At 52.4% G+C, this 17,034-nt stretch carries 18 protein-coding genes and 3 tRNA genes; 14 read left to right on the top strand and 7 right to left on the bottom strand.

From position 1 onward, the window contains the following. On the top strand, positions 1-569 hold a 569-nt coding region (locus tag ACUU1I_RS04910; protein ID WP_449144254.1), incomplete at its 5' end, for a helix-turn-helix domain-containing protein. Further along, complete coding sequence (gene bglJ / locus ACUU1I_RS04905; RefSeq protein ID WP_024260588.1) at positions 527-1,204, top strand: DNA-binding transcriptional activator BglJ; 678 nt, start codon at positions 527-529, stop codon at positions 1,202-1,204. The genes ACUU1I_RS04910 and bglJ, both read left to right, overlap by 43 nt. Before the next feature lie 37 nt (positions 1,205-1,241). On the opposite strand, the gene fhuF is transcribed toward bglJ, so the two are convergent. Further along, on the bottom strand, positions 1,242-2,030 hold the full coding sequence (gene fhuF / locus ACUU1I_RS04900) for a siderophore-iron reductase FhuF (protein ID WP_000331583.1): 789 nt from the start codon (positions 2,028-2,030) through the stop codon (positions 1,242-1,244). A gap of 140 nt (positions 2,031-2,170) precedes the next feature. Between fhuF and ACUU1I_RS04895 the strand changes: the two genes are divergently transcribed. Beyond that, entirely contained in the window at positions 2,171-2,407 is a 237-nt protein-coding gene (locus ACUU1I_RS04895; protein ID WP_001423769.1) for a DUF1435 domain-containing protein, read from the top strand. A gap of 38 nt (positions 2,408-2,445) precedes the next feature. On the opposite strand, the gene ACUU1I_RS04890 is transcribed toward ACUU1I_RS04895, so the two are convergent. From ACUU1I_RS04890 to rsmC, 4 genes are all read right to left on the bottom strand, one after another. Next, positions 2,446-2,532 (bottom strand) — tRNA-Leu (locus ACUU1I_RS04890). A gap of 34 nt (positions 2,533-2,566) precedes the next feature. Next, positions 2,567-2,653, bottom strand: a tRNA-Leu gene (locus ACUU1I_RS04885). Between the two features lie 28 nt (positions 2,654-2,681). Continuing rightward, positions 2,682-2,768 (bottom strand) — tRNA-Leu (locus ACUU1I_RS04880). Between the two features lie 276 nt (positions 2,769-3,044). After that, complete coding sequence (rsmC, locus tag ACUU1I_RS04875) at positions 3,045-4,076, bottom strand: 16S rRNA (guanine(1207)-N(2))-methyltransferase RsmC (RefSeq protein WP_001272300.1); 1,032 nt, start codon at positions 4,074-4,076, stop codon at positions 3,045-3,047. Between the two features lie 102 nt (positions 4,077-4,178). Between rsmC and holD the strand changes: the two genes are divergently transcribed. From holD to ACUU1I_RS04835, 8 genes are all read left to right on the top strand, one after another. Next, positions 4,179-4,592, top strand: coding sequence for a DNA polymerase III subunit psi (holD, locus tag ACUU1I_RS04870; RefSeq protein ID WP_000204032.1), 414 nt, complete (start codon positions 4,179-4,181; stop codon positions 4,590-4,592). Then, on the top strand, positions 4,561-5,007 hold the full coding sequence (rimI, locus tag ACUU1I_RS04865) for a ribosomal protein S18-alanine N-acetyltransferase (protein ID WP_001092461.1): 447 nt from the start codon (positions 4,561-4,563) through the stop codon (positions 5,005-5,007). Before holD ends, rimI begins: the two co-directional genes overlap by 32 nt. Before the next feature lie 14 nt (positions 5,008-5,021). Then, positions 5,022-5,699, top strand: a complete 678-nt coding sequence (gene yjjG / locus ACUU1I_RS04860; RefSeq protein ID WP_000870701.1) for a pyrimidine 5'-nucleotidase — start codon at positions 5,022-5,024, stop codon at positions 5,697-5,699. Positions 5,700-5,789: 90 nt separating this feature from the next. Continuing rightward, a complete protein-coding gene (gene prfC / locus ACUU1I_RS04855; protein ID WP_000175952.1) occupies positions 5,790-7,379 on the top strand; it encodes a peptide chain release factor 3 in 1,590 nt (529 codons plus the stop codon). 392 nt (positions 7,380-7,771) lie between these two features. Then, positions 7,772-8,377: a molecular chaperone OsmY gene (gene osmY / locus ACUU1I_RS04850; RefSeq protein ID WP_005114785.1), complete on the top strand. Its 606-nt coding sequence runs from the start codon at positions 7,772-7,774 to the stop codon at positions 8,375-8,377. 126 nt (positions 8,378-8,503) lie between these two features. Beyond that, positions 8,504-8,665: a DUF1328 domain-containing protein gene (locus ACUU1I_RS04845; RefSeq protein WP_000490275.1), complete on the top strand. Its 162-nt coding sequence runs from the start codon at positions 8,504-8,506 to the stop codon at positions 8,663-8,665. Between the two features lie 121 nt (positions 8,666-8,786). Beyond that, positions 8,787-9,860 carry a patatin-like phospholipase family protein gene (locus ACUU1I_RS04840; protein ID WP_005053752.1) on the top strand — a complete coding sequence of 358 codons (1,074 nt, stop codon included), beginning with the start codon at positions 8,787-8,789 and terminating at the stop codon, positions 9,858-9,860. Beyond that, complete coding sequence (locus ACUU1I_RS04835) at positions 9,857-10,639, top strand: metal-dependent hydrolase (protein ID WP_000563017.1); 783 nt, start codon at positions 9,857-9,859, stop codon at positions 10,637-10,639. Before ACUU1I_RS04840 ends, ACUU1I_RS04835 begins: the two co-directional genes overlap by 4 nt. Positions 10,640-10,852: 213 nt before the next feature. Here ACUU1I_RS04835 and ACUU1I_RS04830 read toward each other — a convergent pair whose 3' ends face one another. Together ACUU1I_RS04830 and ACUU1I_RS04825 are read right to left on the bottom strand one after the other, a co-directional pair. Further along, a complete protein-coding gene (locus ACUU1I_RS04830) occupies positions 10,853-11,716 on the bottom strand; it encodes a YjjW family glycine radical enzyme activase (RefSeq protein ID WP_001088392.1) in 864 nt (287 codons plus the stop codon). Continuing rightward, a complete protein-coding gene (locus ACUU1I_RS04825; protein ID WP_001143272.1) occupies positions 11,688-13,229 on the bottom strand; it encodes a YjjI family glycine radical enzyme in 1,542 nt (513 codons plus the stop codon). The genes ACUU1I_RS04830 and ACUU1I_RS04825 overlap by 29 nt, the downstream gene beginning before the upstream one ends. A 257-nt stretch (positions 13,230-13,486) precedes the next feature. Here ACUU1I_RS04825 and deoC point away from each other — a divergent pair, with 257 nt between their 5' ends. From deoC to deoB, 3 genes are all read left to right on the top strand, one after another. Then, positions 13,487-14,266, top strand: coding sequence for a deoxyribose-phosphate aldolase (deoC, locus tag ACUU1I_RS04820; RefSeq protein WP_005053747.1), 780 nt, complete (start codon positions 13,487-13,489; stop codon positions 14,264-14,266). A 126-nt stretch (positions 14,267-14,392) separates the two neighbouring features. Next, a complete protein-coding gene (gene deoA / locus ACUU1I_RS04815; protein ID WP_000477796.1) occupies positions 14,393-15,715 on the top strand; it encodes a thymidine phosphorylase in 1,323 nt (440 codons plus the stop codon). Positions 15,716-15,766: 51 nt separating this feature from the next. Beyond that, positions 15,767-16,990 (top strand): phosphopentomutase, encoded by a 1,224-nt coding sequence (deoB, locus tag ACUU1I_RS04810; RefSeq protein WP_000816463.1) that lies wholly within the window; start codon positions 15,767-15,769, stop codon positions 16,988-16,990. Positions 16,991-17,034 lie beyond the last annotated feature (44 nt).

The raw sequence follows: 17,034 nt of genomic DNA, 5'->3' as shown, positions 1-17,034 counted from the left end.
GATTAGTCATTGCTGATTTAGCCGGTGAAAGTGAAGATCCACGTTCTGTTTGTGAACATTATTATTCTTTAATCTCACAATATCGGGAAATTCACTGGGTTTTCATGGTGTCACGCTCCTGGTATTCCCAGGCTGTAGAACTGCTCATGTGCCCTACGGCGACGTTATTGTCTGATGTTGAACCCATTGAGAATCTGGTCAAGACCGTACGTTCCGGCAATACGCATGCAGAGCGTATCAGCGCCATGCTGACCTCTCCGGCAATGACTGAAACTCATGATTTTAGCTATCGCTCCGTCATTCTCACTCTTTCAGAGCGCAAGGTACTGCGGCTATTAGGTAAAGGATGGGGCATCAACCAGATAGCTTCATTGCTTAAGAAAAGTAATAAAACTATCAGCGCCCAAAAAAACAGTGCGATGCGTCGACTGGCAATTCACAGCAACGCTGAAATGTATGCATGGATAAATAGCGCGCAGGGTGCAAGAGAACTTAACTTGCCTTCTGTTTATGGAGATGCCGCAGAATGGAACACAGCCGAATTAAGAAGAGAAATGTCGCACTCATAGAAAAATGCGTCATGAGTAGTATCGGTATTGAGAGTTTATTCAGAAAGTTTGCGGGCAACCCTTATAAGCTCCATACCTATACCAGTCAGGAGTCATTTCAGGATGCCATGTCGCGGATCTCGTTTGCGGCGGTCATTTTTTCTTTTTCTGCCATGAGAAGTGAGCGGAGAGAGGGATTATCTTGCCTGACTGAGCTGGCGATTAAGTTTCCGCGTACCCGGCGTTTAGTTATTGTGGATGATGATATTGAAGCTCGGCTGATTGGTTCATTGTCGCCATCACCGCTGGACGGTGTATTAAGTAAAGCGTCAACGCTGGAGATTTTTCATCAGGAATTCTTTTTGTCATTAAATGGTGTACGTCAGGCGACCGACCGACTGAACAATCAGTGGTACATTAACCAAAGCCGGACGTTAAGCCCGACGGAGAGAGAAATATTGCGCTTTATGTCGCGTGGCTACTCAATGACACAAATTGCCGAGCAGCTTAAACGTAATATCAAAACGATCCGAGCGCATAAATTTAATGTGATGTCGAAACTGGGCGTCAGTTCTGATGCAGGGTTGTTGGAGGCCGCAGATATTCTGTTATGTATGCGGCATTGCGAAGCAAGTAATGTGTTGCATCCCTATTAATCCGCATGATGCCGGGTTTACTTCCCCGGCAGTGCTTTCATTTCAGCGTACAATAGCCACATTGCTGCACATCCGGTAAGCGATAACGCTGGCAGCAAGTGCGGCGCACCAGCAGGCCGTCGCGCAGTACCACGGTACGCCAGAGTGGATTATCTTCACCGTTCGTGAGCGTTTTCTCAAAAAAGAGGGCATGGCGCAGCGATTCAACAGTAGCCTCGCCGAGCAGTTGCTTCATCTCAGTGAGATACCAGTTGATCAAATAACCGGTATTACTCCAGATAAGTTTGCCGTTGATCTCTCCGGTCGCTTCTAGTGCTTGCACAACCGGAACCAGCGCCTGGCTGATTAACGTTTCCATTCGCTGCTGCGGCGAATGTGGTGTTGCGTTTTTATCTTCACACACATCGACCCAGAAACAGGCGACGCGTCCGGTTTCGTGAAACTCAGCATGGAAATGTTCCGGCGACACATCTAATGCTTTTTCCTGCGTCAGTAGCGCCAGCATTAATGGTGGCACCATCAGGCCGATATACCATTGTGCCCATAGTGAGATCAGCGGTTTGTTCTCGCGGATCATCGTTGGTTGGTTGCGATAGATATGATCGGAATAGACCGCCAGTAGAGAACTTAGCGCATTCGGTGATGACCATTGCGCCAGCGTCATGGCGTTAAGCGGAGCGGGTTCATCCAGGCGGATAAACTCCAGCAAATGTTCACGATGTTTGGCGATCATCGCCCGTACGGCTTGTGCAAGCCCAGCATCCTGCGGCTGGAGATGCGTTCGCCAGATGACATCTTCATAGAGCGGTGCGGAACGATAGGCCATAATCGTGATAGTAATCTAAATGATAATGATTGCTAATCCTATCGATAGGTTTACTCGATAGCAAGGGATTTCTCTGGCTTGCAAATGATAAAAATTATCATATGATATTGGTTTTCATTATCAATGAAAGAGATGAAACCATGTTGCAACGTACGCTGGGCAGTGGCTGGGGAGTGTTGCTGCCGGGATTGCTGATTGCAGGGCTGATGTATGCGGATTTATCGCCGGATCAGTGGCGGATTGTCATTCTGATGGGATTAGTATTGACGCCGGTGATGCTGTATCACAAACAGTTGCGGCATTACATTTTGCTACCATCGTGCCTGGCGCTTATTGCTGGCATCATGCTGATGATAATGAATTTGAATCAGGGATGACAAAACAGGGAAGAAACAAGAAAGGAAGTAAAGATAATTGGTGCGAGGGGGGGGACTTGAACCCCCACGTCCGTAAGGACACTAACACCTGAAGCTAGCGCGTCTACCAATTCCGCCACCTTCGCACAGTCATCTTACTTTTTTTGATATCGCCTCGTTTGGTGCGAGGGGGGGGACTTGAACCCCCACGTCCGTAAGAACACTAACACCTGAAGCTAGCGCGTCTACCAATTCCGCCACCTTCGCCCAGTGCGAGCAATATCAACGTGGTTTTTGGTGCGAAGGGGGGGACTTGAACCCCCACGTCCGTAAGGACACTAACACCTGAAGCTAGCGCGTCTACCAATTCCGCCACCTTCGCATACCATCAATTCTTAAAAAGAATTGCTACCACGGAGGCGCATTCTAGTGGTTTTCAGCTTTTCGTCAATAGTTAATTATCGCCTGATGTGTAATTGCTGGAAAAATGTCCATCAGGAAACTAGCGTGCAGGTTTGGTAGGCATGCGGGGGCAGATGCCAGATGCGACGCTGGCGCGTCTTATCTGGCCTACGAAGGGCTAACGTGCAGGTTTTGTAGGTCGGATAAGGCGTTCACGCCGCATCCGACACGGTATGCGGCGACAGATATCAGATACTCAACCTTTCTTCGCCTGGCGGGTCATAATGGCGCGATATACCTTGAAGCGCCCGGTTTGCGTGATAACTTCATGGAAGCCAAATGTCTCATCCAGCACGTCCGGGTAAGGCAGGAAGGCGTTCGCTACAATTCGCAGCTCGCCGCCGCTATTAAGATGACGCACCGCGCCACGAATCAGCGTTTGCGCCGCATCCAGGCTGGTTTGCATCCCATCGTGGAACGGCGGGTTGGAGATGATCATATCAAAACAACCTTTCACCTCGGAAAAGACGTTGCTGGCAAAGACTTCACCTTCAACACCGTTGGCTGCAAGTGTTGCGCGGCTGGCTTCTACCGCCGGGGCAGAGACATCGCACAAGGTGAGACGAATTTTCGGCGAATGGCGCGCAAAGGCAACTGAAAGTACACCCGCGCCACAGCCGACATCCAGCACTTTACCTTTCGTGTGCGGAGTTAACGTCGAGAGCAGCAACTGGCTACCGACATCCAGACCGTCGCGGCTAAACACGCCAGGCAGCGTTTTGACCGTCAGGCCATCGACGCTGTATTCGCCCCAGAATTTATCCGCATCAAATACTGGCTGTTTTTCCAGACGACCAAAATAGAGGCCACAGCGACGAGCGCTGTCGACTTTATTCAACGGCGCATAATCTGCCAGCATCTGCTCAGCGCTGCGCACGCCGCTGCGGTTCTCGCCAACGACAAAAATATCTGTCCCCACTGGCAGCAGAGAAAGTAAATTCATCAACTGGAACTGGGCTTCCGGTTTGTTCTTCGGCCAGTAGTAAATCAGCGTATCGCAATCTGCGACATCATTCGCCGTGGCGACCAGACTAAAACGGGCGTTATCCCCCATCTGGCAGCTTAACACCTGCCAATGGTGGAATTGCTGGGTATGAGCACGGCTGGCCGCGGTATCTAAACGCGCGGGCAGGTCATCCTGTAAGTCTCCGGCAAACAGAATACGGCTTTGTTCGAAATCATCACTGTGACGCAGCAAGACTTCACTTGCCGGGGTAAATGCAGACATGGAATGCTCCTCAATTGATACTGGCGGCGATTATAGCCATATGTTGGCGCGGTATCGACGAATTTGCTATATTTGCGCCCCTGACAACAGGAGCGATTCGCTATGACATCCCGACGAGACTGGCAGTTACAGCAACTGGGCATTACCCAGTGGTCGCTGCGTCGCCCTGGCGCGTTGCAGGGGGAGATTGCCATTGCGAGCCCGGCACACGTCCGTCTGGTGATGGTGGCAAACGATCTTCCCGCCCTGACTGATCCTTTAGTGAGCGATGTTCTGCGCGCATTAACCGTCAGCCCCGATCAAGTGCTGCAACTGACGCCAGAAAAAATCGCGATGCTGCCGCAAGGCAGTCGCTGCAACAGCTGGCGGTTGGGTACTGACGAACCGCTATCATTGGAAGGCGCTCAGGTGGCATCACCGGCGCTCACCGAATTACGGGCAAACCCAACGGCACGCGCCGCGTTATGGCAACAAATTTGCACATATGAACACGATTTCTTCCCTCGAAACGACTGATTTACCAGCGGCTTACCACATTGAACAACGCGCCCACGCCTTTCCGTGGAGTGAAAAAACCTTTGCCAGCAACCAGGGCGAGCGTTATCTCAACTTTCAGTTAACGCAAAACGGCAAAATGGCGGCGTTTGCGATTACGCAAGTGGTGCTGGATGAAGCTACATTGTTCAATATTGCGGTCGATCCCGACTATCAGCGTCAGGGGCTGGGTAGGGCGCTGCTGGAACATCTGATCGACGAACTGGAAAAACGCGGCGTGGCGACACTATGGCTGGAAGTCCGTGCCTCAAATGCTGCCGCCATTGCCCTGTACGAAAGTTTAGGCTTTAACGAGGCGACGATTCGCCGCAATTACTACCCCACCACGGACGGTCGCGAAGACGCCATCATCATGGCGTTGCCAATCAGTATGTAAGACAAGGTGGAATAATGAAGTGGGACTGGATTTTCTTTGATGCCGATGAAACGCTGTTTACCTTTGACTCATTCACCGGCCTGCAGCGGATGTTTCTTGATTACAGCGTCACCTTTACCGCTGAAGATTTTCAGGACTATCAGGCCGTTAACAAGCCACTGTGGGTGGATTATCAAAACGGCGCGATCACTTCATTACAGCTTCAGCACGGGCGTTTCGAGAGCTGGGCCGAACGGCTGAAAGTTGAAGCAGGCTTGCTTAACGATGCCTTTATTAATGCGATGGCGGAAATCTGTACGCCGTTGCCGGGCGCGGTTTCTCTGCTTAACGCCATTCGTGGCAACGCTAAAATCGGCATCATCACCAACGGTTTTAGCGCCTTGCAGCAAGTGCGTCTGGAACGGACGGGCCTGCGTGATTACTTCGATTTGCTGGTGATTTCCGAAGAAGTTGGCGTTGCCAAACCGAATAAGAAAATTTTCGATTATGCGCTGGAACAGGCGGGCAATCCTGACCGTTCACGCGTGCTGATGGTTGGCGACACTGCCGAGTCCGATATTCTCGGTGGCATCAACGCCGGGCTTGCGACCTGCTGGCTGAATGCGCACAATCGCGAGCAACCAGAAGGCATCGCGCCCACCTGGACCGTTTCTTCGTTGCACGAACTGGAGCAGCTCCTGTGTAAACACTGATTGCCTCCCCCCCGTTGATGGGTAAAATAGCCGCAATTTTTCGTTTTCAACAAGCGCGGCGCGATGCCGCTTACTCAAGAAGAAAGAATTATGACGTTGTCTCCTTATTTGCAAGAGGTGGCGAAGCGCCGCACTTTTGCCATTATTTCTCACCCGGACGCCGGTAAAACTACCATCACCGAGAAGGTGCTGCTGTTCGGACAGGCCATTCAGACCGCCGGTACAGTAAAAGGCCGTGGTTCCAACCAGCACGCTAAGTCGGACTGGATGGAGATGGAAAAGCAGCGTGGGATCTCCATTACTACGTCTGTGATGCAGTTTCCGTATCACGATTGCCTGGTTAACCTGCTCGACACCCCGGGGCACGAAGACTTCTCGGAAGATACCTATCGTACCCTGACGGCGGTGGACTGCTGCCTGATGGTTATCGACGCCGCAAAAGGTGTTGAAGATCGTACCCGTAAGCTGATGGAAGTTACCCGTCTGCGCGACACGCCGATCCTCACCTTTATGAACAAACTTGACCGTGATATCCGCGACCCGATGGAACTGCTCGATGAAGTTGAGAACGAGCTGAAAATTGGCTGCGCACCGATCACCTGGCCAATTGGCTGCGGCAAGCTGTTTAAAGGCGTTTACCACCTTTATAAAGATGAAACCTATCTCTATCAGAGCGGTAAAGGGCACACCATTCAGGAAGTCCGCATTGTTAAAGGGCTGAATAACCCGGATCTCGATGCTGCGGTTGGTGAAGATCTGGCACAGCAGCTGCGTGACGAACTGGAACTGGTTAAAGGCGCGTCTAACGAGTTCGACAAAGAGCTGTTCCTTGCGGGCGAAATCACTCCGGTATTCTTCGGTACTGCGCTGGGTAACTTCGGCGTTGATCATATGCTGAATGGCCTGGTGGAGTGGGCGCCTGCGCCGATGCCGCGTCAGACCGATACCCGTACCGTAGAAGCGAGCGAAGATAAATTTACCGGCTTCGTATTTAAAATTCAGGCCAACATGGACCCGAAACACCGCGACCGCGTGGCGTTTATGCGTGTGGTGTCCGGTAAATATGAAAAAGGCATGAAACTGCGCCAGGTGCGCACTGCGAAAGATGTGGTGATCTCCGACGCGCTGACCTTTATGGCGGGTGACCGTTCGCACGTTGAAGAAGCGTATCCGGGCGATATCCTCGGCCTGCACAACCACGGCACCATTCAGATCGGCGACACCTTTACCCAGGGTGAGATGATGAAGTTCACCGGTATTCCGAACTTCGCACCAGAACTGTTCCGTCGTATCCGCCTGAAAGATCCGCTGAAGCAAAAACAGCTGCTCAAAGGGCTGGTACAGCTTTCCGAAGAGGGCGCGGTGCAGGTGTTCCGTCCAATCTCCAACAACGATCTGATCGTTGGTGCGGTTGGTGTGCTGCAGTTTGATGTGGTGGTAGCGCGCCTGAAGAGCGAATACAACGTTGAAGCAGTGTATGAGTCAGTCAACGTTGCCACTGCCCGCTGGGTAGAATGTGCAGACGCGAAGAAATTCGAAGAGTTCAAGCGTAAGAACGAAAGCCAACTGGCGCTTGATGGCGGCGATAACCTCGCTTACATCGCTACCAGCATGGTCAACCTGCGCCTGGCACAGGAACGTTATCCGGACGTTCAGTTCCACCAGACCCGCGAGCATTAATTCTTGCCTCCAGGGCGCGGTAGCCGCTGCGCCCTGTCAATTTCCCTTCCTTATTAGCCGCTTACGGAATGTTCTTAAAACATTCACTTTTGCTTATGTTTTCGCTGATATCCCGAGCGGTTTCAAAATTGTGATCTATATTTAACAAAGTGATGACATTTCTGATGGCGTTAAATACCGTTCAATGCGTAGATATCAGTATCTAAAGCCGTCGATTGTCATTCTACCGATATTAATAACTGATTCAGAGACTGTAATGGTCGTTATTCATCACCCATCGCTTTTGTGATGGCGACCATTGACTTCTGTAGAGGGTGAAGTCTCTCCCTATTCAGCAATGCAACCTCGTGTTGCTAGGCTCAAATTACGAGCAAACATACAGGAATAAATCGATGACTATGACAAGACTGAAGATTTCGAAAACTCTGCTGGCTGTAATGTTGACCTCTGCCGTCGCGACCGGCTCTGCCTACGCGGAAAACAACGCGCAGACTACCAATGAAAGCGCAGGGCAAAAAGTCGATAGCTCTATGAATAAAGTCGGTAATTTCATGGATGACAGCGCCATCACCGCGAAAGTGAAGGCGGCGCTGGTGGATCATGACAACATCAAGAGCACCGATATCTCTGTCAAAACCGATCAAAAAGTCGTGACCCTGAGCGGTTTCGTTGAAAGTCAGGCCCAGGCCGAAGAGGCAGTGAAAGTGGCGAAAGGCGTTGAAGGCGTGACCTCTGTCAGCGACAAACTGCACGTTCGCGACGCTAAAGAAGGCTCGGTGAAGGACTACGCGGGTGACACCGCCACCACCAGTGAAATCAAAGCCAAACTGCTGGCGGACGATATCGTCCCTTCACGTAAAGTGAAAGTTGAAACCACCGATGGCGTGGTTCAGCTCTCCGGTACCGTAGATTCTCAGGCACAAAGTGACCGTGCTGAAAGTATCGCCAAAGCGGTAGATGGTGTGAAAAGCGTTAAAAATGATCTGAAAACTAAGTAATTCGTCGTAATTCGTCCTCCCGAACTTTGTCGGGAGGCGCGATGTGCACCACACTAAAAATATCGCATTGAGTGATTTTCACGCTCATATCAAGCGGTGACATTAACTATGGTAAAGGAGACGCTTATGTTTCGTTGGGGCATCATATTTCTGGTTATCGCGTTAATCGCCGCCGCACTTGGGTTTGGTGGTCTGGCCGGTACCGCTGCAGGCGCAGCTAAAATTGTCTTTGTCGTCGGGATTATTCTGTTCCTAGTGAGTTTGTTCATGGGCCGAAAACGACCCTAGATTTCAGACCATTAAGAAAATTTTATCCAAAGCCAGTCCAGCGGACTGGCTTTTGCGGTTTTAGCGAATAATAAATTGCGTTACTTTGTCTTTCTTTCACAACAAAAACAGGAAGGCAGAAGTGGGGCAGAGAATACCTGTAACGCTTGGTAATATTGCGCCGTTGTCGCTAAGGCCGTTCCAGCCTGGACGAATAGCTCTGGTGTGCGAAGGCGGCGGACAGCGTGGAATTTTCACGGCTGGCGTGCTGGATGAGTTTATGCGCGCGCAGTTTAATCCTTTCGATCTTTATCTCGGCACATCTGCCGGGGCGCAGAACCTCTCGGCGTTTATCTGCAATCAGCCCGGTTACGCGCGCAAAGTCATCATGCGCTATACCACAAAACGCGAATTTTTTGATCCATTGCGCTTTGTCCGTGGAGGAAATCTTATCGATCTCGACTGGCTGGTGGAGGCCACCGCAAGCCAGATGCCGTTGCAAATGGATACCGCCGCGCGGTTGTTTGACAGCGGCAAATCGTTTTATATGTGCGCCTGTCGTCAGGATGACTACGCGCCGAATTACTTTTTACCAACCAAACAAAACTGGCTGGATGTGATTCGCGCCTCCAGTGCGATACCTGGCTTTTATCGTAGCGGAGTGTCGCTGGAAGGCATTAACTACCTGGATGGCGGGATCAGTGATGCGATTCCGGTTAAAGAGGCGGCAAGGCAGGGCGCTAAAACGTTGGTCGTCATCCGCACTGTGCCGTCACAAATGTACTACACGCCGCAGTGGTTCAAACGCATGGAACGCTGGCTGGGTGACAGTAGCCTGCAGCCGCTGGTCAATCTGGTGCAGCATCATGAAACCAGCTATCGTGACATTCAGCAATTTATTGAGAAACCACCGGGCAAGCTGCGGATATCCGAAATTTATCCGCCGAAGCCATTACATAGTATCGCGCTTGGCAGTCGGATTCCGGCGCTGCGTGAAGACTATAAACTTGGGCGTTTATGCGGTCGTTATTTCCTCGCCACGGTTGGCAAGCTATTAACTGAAAAAGCGCCGCTTACCCGCCATCTGGTGCCAGTGGTGACGCCGGAATCGATTGTCATTCCGCCTGCGCCAGTCGCCAACGATACGCTGGTTGCCGAAGTGAGCGACGCTCCGCAGGCGAACGACCCGACATTTAACAATGAGGATCTGGCTTGATTTGCCGTTTTATCGACACTCACTGCCATTTTGATTTCCCGCCTTTTATTGGCGATGAAGAGGCCAGCCTGCAACGCGCGGCACAAGCGGGCGTAGGCAAGATCATTGTTCCGGCGACAGAGGCGGAAAATTTTGCCCGCGTGCAGGCGTTAGCGGAAAATTATCAACCGCTGTATGCCGCATTGGGCTTGCATCCTGGTATGTTGGAAAAACATAGCGATGTGTCTCTTGAGCAGCTACAGCAGGCGCTGGAAAGGCGTCCGGCGAAGGTGGTGGCGGTGGGGGAGATCGGTCTGGATCTCTTCGGCGACGATCCGCAATTTGAGAGGCAGCAGTGGTTACTCGACGAACAACTGAAACTGGCGAAACGCTACGATCTGCCGGTGATCCTGCATTCACGGCGCACGCACGACAAACTGGCGATGCATCTTAAACGCCACGATTTGCCGCGTGCTGGTGTTGTCCACGGATTTTCTGGCAGCCAGCAACAGGCTGAACGGTTTGTACAGCTGGGCTACAAAATCGGCGTAGGCGGTACTATCACCTATCCACGCGCCAGTAAAACCCGCGATGTCATCGCAAAATTACCGCTGGCATCGTTGTTGCTGGAAACCGATGCGCCGGATATGCCGCTCAACGGTTTTCAGGGGCAGCCTAACCGCCCGGAACAGGCTGCCCGTGTGTTTGCCGTGCTTTGCGAGTTACGCCCGGAACCCGCGGATGAGATTGCCGAAGTGTTGCTTAATAACACGTATGCGGTGTTTAACGTTCGTGGGTAGTTTGCCCTTCGTAGGCAGCATCCGGCAGTCGGCGCATAATGCCTGATGCGACGCTTAACGCGTCTTATCAGGCCTACAGGTTTGTGCCGAACCGTAGGCCGGATAAGGCGTTCACGCCGCATCCGGCAGTTGGCGCACAATGCCTGATGCGACGCTTGACGCGTCTTATCAGGCCTACAAGTCTGTGCCGAACCGTAGGCCGTATCCGGCATGTCACAAATAGAGCGCCGGAAATATCAACCGGCTCACCCCGCGCACCTTTAATGCATCAGCCAACGGCTCAACGTCTTCCGGCGTGGCGCTCGCCCAGCTTTGCGCCTCGCCATACACGCCGTGGGCATGAAACGCGTTCAGGCGAACCGGAACATCTCCAAGTCCCTTGATAAACGCCGCCAGTTCTTCGATGTGTTGCAAATAATCCACCTGGCCTGGGATCATCAGCAAACGCAGTTCCGCCAGCTTGCCGCGCTCTGCCAGCAAATAGATGCTGCGCTTAATCTGTTGATTATCGCGTCCGGTTAATTGTTGATGACATTCGCTACCCCATGCTTTGAGATCGAGCATTGCGCCGTCACACACCGGGAGTAATTTTTCCCAGCCGGTTTCGCTCAACATACCGTTACTGTCCACCAGACAGGTGAGATGGCGCAGTTGCGGATCGTTTTTGATAGCAGTAAACAGCGCCACTACAAACGGCAGTTGGGTCGTGACTTCGCCGCCGCTTACCGTTATCCCTTCAATAAACAGCACCGCTTTGCGCACATGGCTAAGCACTTCGTCCACGCTCATGGATTGCGCCATTGGTGTGGCATGTTGCGGACACATCTTCAGGCAGGTATCACATTGCTCGCAGACCACAGCGTTCCACACCACTTTGCCGTCAACAATCTGCAACGCCTGATGCGGACACTGTGGCACGCACTCCCCACAGTCATTGCAACGTCCCATCGTCCACGGATTGTGACAGTTTTTGCAGCGCAGATTGCAGCCCTGCAAAAACAGAGCCAGACGACTGCCTGGCCCGTCAACGCAGGAGAAGGGGATAATCTTACTGACTAAAGCGCATCTGCTGTTCATGGCTTATCACGCGCGGCTGGCGTTCCAGAATACGAGTGTTGCGTGCGGCTTCTTCGCCCAGCCAGGTGGTGTTGGTGCGTGAACCTTCGGCGCGATATTTTTCTAAATCCGACAAACGCACCATATAACCGGTAACGCGAACCAGATCGTTACCGCTGACATTGGCGGTAAATTCACGCATTCCGGCTTTAAAGGCACCGAGGCAAAGCTGTACCAGTGCCTGCGGGTTACGTTTGATGGTTTCGTCGAGCGTCAGAATGTCGCTGATGCCGGAATAATAATAAGCATGATGCGGGGCGACAGTTTGCAGATGGGTGATCGGATCTGGCTCATCGCCATACGGCAAACGCGCGCCCGGCGTGGTGCCGATATCGGAACTGATCCCCGACTGTGCGTGTAACATGGCGCGTTTTTGCCAGCCATATTTCACGGGGGTATTGGCGACAAACTCCGCCAGTTGCGCGCTGATGCGATAACCCACTTCATTTGCGGCGGCTTCTTTACCGTAGCGCGCGGCAATCCCTTCTTTCTCACACAGCAAGTTAACCGCTTCCGCCAGCCCATACATGCCAAACATTGGCACAAAACGTTCAGGGTTAATCAGCCCTTCTTTCACCAGGAAGCTATTCTCAAAGAAGTGTGATTGTTGATAGAGGAATTCACACCGCGTATCGATGATGGCGATCTGCTGCTGGCAGTAGTGCGGTAGAGTGCGCGTAAAGAAGTCATCCAGCGATTCGCTGCGCTCGGCAATGGCTTTCAGGTTAAGGCGTACCAGCGTGCTGCCACCACCCGCCAGCGGCAGTGAGTTGTAACAGCTCACAATCCCGTAGCCCCCTTTTGTGAAAATTTTATCATGCACCGGACCGTTGGCGATGTGCGGTTTGCTACATTCACAGATGTTCTTCGCCACTTCCAGCAGCAGGTCATCAGGGGTGATTTCAGGATCGTAGATAAAGGTCAGGTTCGGTGAAACCTGCGCGTCTGCACGTAAGATCGCGCGGGTAATGGGCGAATCAGACGGGCCGATATTGGCGTGCATAAAGGCATCTGGCAGGGTTCTGTCGAGGTAACGCCAGAAACGTTTTATTCGAACATCGATCTCGTTTTGTGTTAGAATTCTAACATACGGTTGCAACAACGCATCCAGTTGCCCCAGGTAGACCGGCATCGATGTGACCGACGGTACGTGGTGGTAAAGAATGGTCAGCAGAGAGAGTGCGTCATCAAGATCTTTCGCGCCTTCCAGCTCCAGCCATTCGGAACCGTTCGCCAGAAAACGAGCGTAATCGGGTAAGACATAGCGCGGTTTGTACGGCGCATGACCTTCAAACATATCGCAGATTACACCTTCATCCAGCGCGCGGCGGGCTTCGGCAGGAAGCTGTGGGTAAGGCAGATTGTTTTCTGCTTCCAGTGCCAGAAAATGGCGCTTCTGCTCCGGGCTAAGCACTGGGCTGGTGACAATTTGCTGGCAACGTTGTTGCAGTGCATTTTCATGAGAAGTGGGCATCTTCTTTTCCTTTTATGCCGAAGGTGATGCGCCATTGTAAGAAGTTTCGTGATGTTCACTTTGATCCTGATGCGTTTGCCACCACTGACGCATTCATTTGAAAGTGAATTATTTGAACCAGATCGCATTACAGTGATGCAAACTTGTAAGTAGATTTCCTTAATTGTGATGTGTATCGAAGTGTGTTGCGGAGTAGATGTTAGAATACTAACAAACTCGCAAGGTGAATTTTATTGGCGACAAGCCAGGAGAATGAAATGACTGATCTGAAAGCAAGCAGCCTGCGTGCACTGAAATTGATGGACCTGACCACCCTGAATGACGACGACACCGACGAGAAAGTAATTGCTCTGTGTCATCAGGCCAAAACTCCGGTCGGCAATACCGCCGCTATCTGTATCTATCCTCGTTTTATCCCGATTGCTCGCAAAACTCTGAAAGAGCAGGGCACCCCGGAAATCCGTATCGCTACGGTAACCAACTTCCCACACGGTAACGACGACATCGAAATCGCGCTGGCAGAAACCCGTGCGGCAATCGCCTACGGTGCTGATGAAGTTGACGTGGTATTCCCGTACCGCGCGCTGATGGCGGGTGACGAGCAGGTTGGTTTTGACCTGGTGAAAGCCTGTAAAGAGGCTTGCGCGGCAGCGAATGTACTGCTGAAAGTGATCATCGAAACCGGCGAACTGAAAGACGAAGCGCTGATCCGTAAAGCGTCTGAAATCTCCATCAAAGCGGGTGCGGACTTCATCAAAACCTCTACCGGTAAAGTGGCTGTGAACGCGACGCCGGAAAGCGCTCGCATCATGATGGAAGTGATCCGTGATATGGGCGTAGAAAAAACCGTTGGTTTCAAACCGGCGGGCGGCGTGCGTACTGCGGAAGATGCGCAGAAATATCTCGCCATCGCAGATGAACTGTTCGGTGCTGACTGGGCTGATGCGCGTCACTACCGCTTTGGTGCTTCCAGCCTGCTGGCAAGCCTGCTGAAAGCGCTGGGCCACGGCGACGGTAAGAGCGCCAGCAGCTACTAAGTAAGATGCTTTACGCCTGATGCGCTGCGCTTATCAGGCCTACGAGACGTATCTACCCGTAGGCCGGATAAGGCGTAGACGCATCCGGCAAAAGCCGCCTCATACTCTTTTCCTCGGGAGGTTACCTTGTTTCTCGCACAAGAAATTATTCGTAAAAAACGTGATGGTCATGCGCTGAGCGATGAAGAAATTCGTTTCTTTATCAACGGTATTCGCGACAACACTATTTCCGAAGGGCAGATTGCCGCCCTCGCGATGACCATTTTCTTCCACGATATGACAATGCCTGAGCGTGTCTCGCTGACCATGGCGATGCGAGATTCAGGAACCGTTCTCGACTGGAAAAGCCTGCATCTGGATGGCCCGATTGTTGATAAACACTCGACCGGCGGCGTCGGCGATGTCACTTCGCTGATGTTGGGGCCGATGGTCGCAGCCTGCGGCGGCTATATTCCGATGATCTCCGGTCGCGGCCTCGGTCATACTGGCGGTACGCTCGACAAACTGGAATCCATCCCTGGCTTCGACATTTTCCCGGATGACAACCGTTTCCGCGAAATTATTAAAGACGTCGGCGTGGCGATTATCGGTCAGACCAGTTCACTGGCTCCGGCTGATAAACGTTTCTACGCGACCCGTGATATTACCGCAACCGTGGACTCCATCCCGCTGATCACTGCCTCGATCCTGGCGAAGAAACTGGCGGAAGGTCTGGACGCGCTGGTGATGGACGTGAAAGTGGGTAGCGGCGCGTTTATGCCGACCTACGAACTCTCTGAAGCCCTTGCCGAAGCGATTGTTGGCGTGGCTAACGGCGCTGGCGTGCGCACCACCGCGCTGCTCACCGACATGAATCAGGTACTGGCCTCCAGTGCAGGTAACGCGGTTGAAGTTCGTGAAGCGGTGCAGTTCCTGACGGGTGAGTATCGTAACCCGCGTCTGTTTGATGTCACGATGGTGCTGTGCGTGGAGATGCTGATCTCCGGCAAACTGGCGAAAGATGACGCCGAAGCGCGCGCGAAATTGCAGGCGGTGCTGGACAACGGTAAAGCGGCAGAAGTCTTTGGTCGTATGGTAGCGGCACAAAAAGGCCCGACCGACTTCGTTGAGAACTACGCGAAGTATCTGCCGACAGCGATGCTGACGAAAGCAGTCTATGCTGATACCGAAGGTTTTGTCAGTGAAATGGATACCCGCGCGCTGGGGATGGCAGTGGTTGCAATGGGCGGCGGTCGTCGTCAGGCATCTGACACCATCGATTACAGCGTCGGCTTTACTGATATGGCGCGTCTGGGCGACCAGGTAGACGGTCAGCGTCCGCTGGCGGTTATCCTCGCGAAAGACGAAAACAGCTGGCAGGAAGCGGCGAAAGCGGTGAAAGCGGCAATTAAACTTGCCGATAACGCACCGGAAAGCACACCAACTGTCTATCGCCGTATCAGCGAATAACGGTATACTGATCTGATCATTTAAATTTGAAGCACTGAGTACGGAGAACATATGAAACGTGCATTTATTATGGTGCTGGACTCATTCGGCATCGGCGCTACAGAAGATGCAGAACGCTTTGGTGACGTCGGGGCTGACACCCTGGGTCATATCGCAGAAGCTTGTGCCAAAGGCGAAGCTGATAATGGTCGTAAAGGGCCGCTCAATCTGCCAAATCTGATCCGTCTGGGGCTGGCGAAAGCACACGAAGGTTCTACCGGTTTCATTCCGGCGGGAATGGACGGCAACGCTGAAGTTATCGGCGCGTACGCATGGGCGCACGAAATGTCATCCGGTAAAGATACCCCGTCTGGTCACTGGGAAATCGCCGGTGTCCCGGTTCTGTTTGAGTGGGGATATTTCTCCGATCACGAAAACAGCTTCCCGCAAGAGCTGCTGGATAAACTGGTCGAACGCGCTAATCTGCCGGGTTACCTCGGTAACTGCCACTCTTCCGGTACGGTCATTCTGGATCAACTGGGCGAAGAGCACATGAAAACCGGCAAGCCGATTTTCTATACCTCCGCTGACTCCGTGTTCCAGATTGCCTGCCATGAAGAAACTTTCGGTCTGGATAAACTCTACGAACTGTGCGAAATCGCCCGTGAAGAGCTGACCAACGGCGGCTACAATATCGGTCGTGTTATCGCTCGTCCGTTTATCGGTGACAAAGCTGGTAACTTCCAGCGTACCGGTAACCGTCACGACCTGGCTGTTGAGCCGCCAGCACCGACCGTGCTGCAGAAACTGGTTGATGAAAAACACGGCCAGGTGGTTTCTGTCGGTAAAATTGCAGACATCTACGCCAACTGCGGTATCACCAAAAAAGTGAAAGCGACTGGCTTGGACGCGCTGTTTGACGCCACCATCAAAGAGATGAAAGAAGCGGGTGATAACACCATCGTCTTCACCAACTTCGTTGACTTCGACTCTTCCTGGGGCCACCGTCGCGACGTCGCCGGTTATGCTGCGGGTCTGGAACTGTTCGACCGCCGTCTGCCGGAGCTGATGTCTCTGCTGCGCGATGACGACATCCTGATCCTCACCGCTGACCACGGTTGCGATCCGACCTGGACCGGTACTGACCACACGCGTGAACACATTCCGGTACTGGTATATGGCCCGAAAGTAAAACCGGGCTCACTGGGTCACCGTGAAACCTTCGCGGATATCGGCCAGACTCTGGCAAAATATTTTGGTACTTCTGATATGGAATATGGCAAAGCCATGTTCTGATGGATTTGGGCGGAGCGTTGACTCCGCCTTTGTTATGTCACAAA

This window comes from Shigella sp. SIG3 (assembly GCF_053555855.1).
This window is presented reverse-complemented; position numbering and strand designations above follow the sequence as displayed.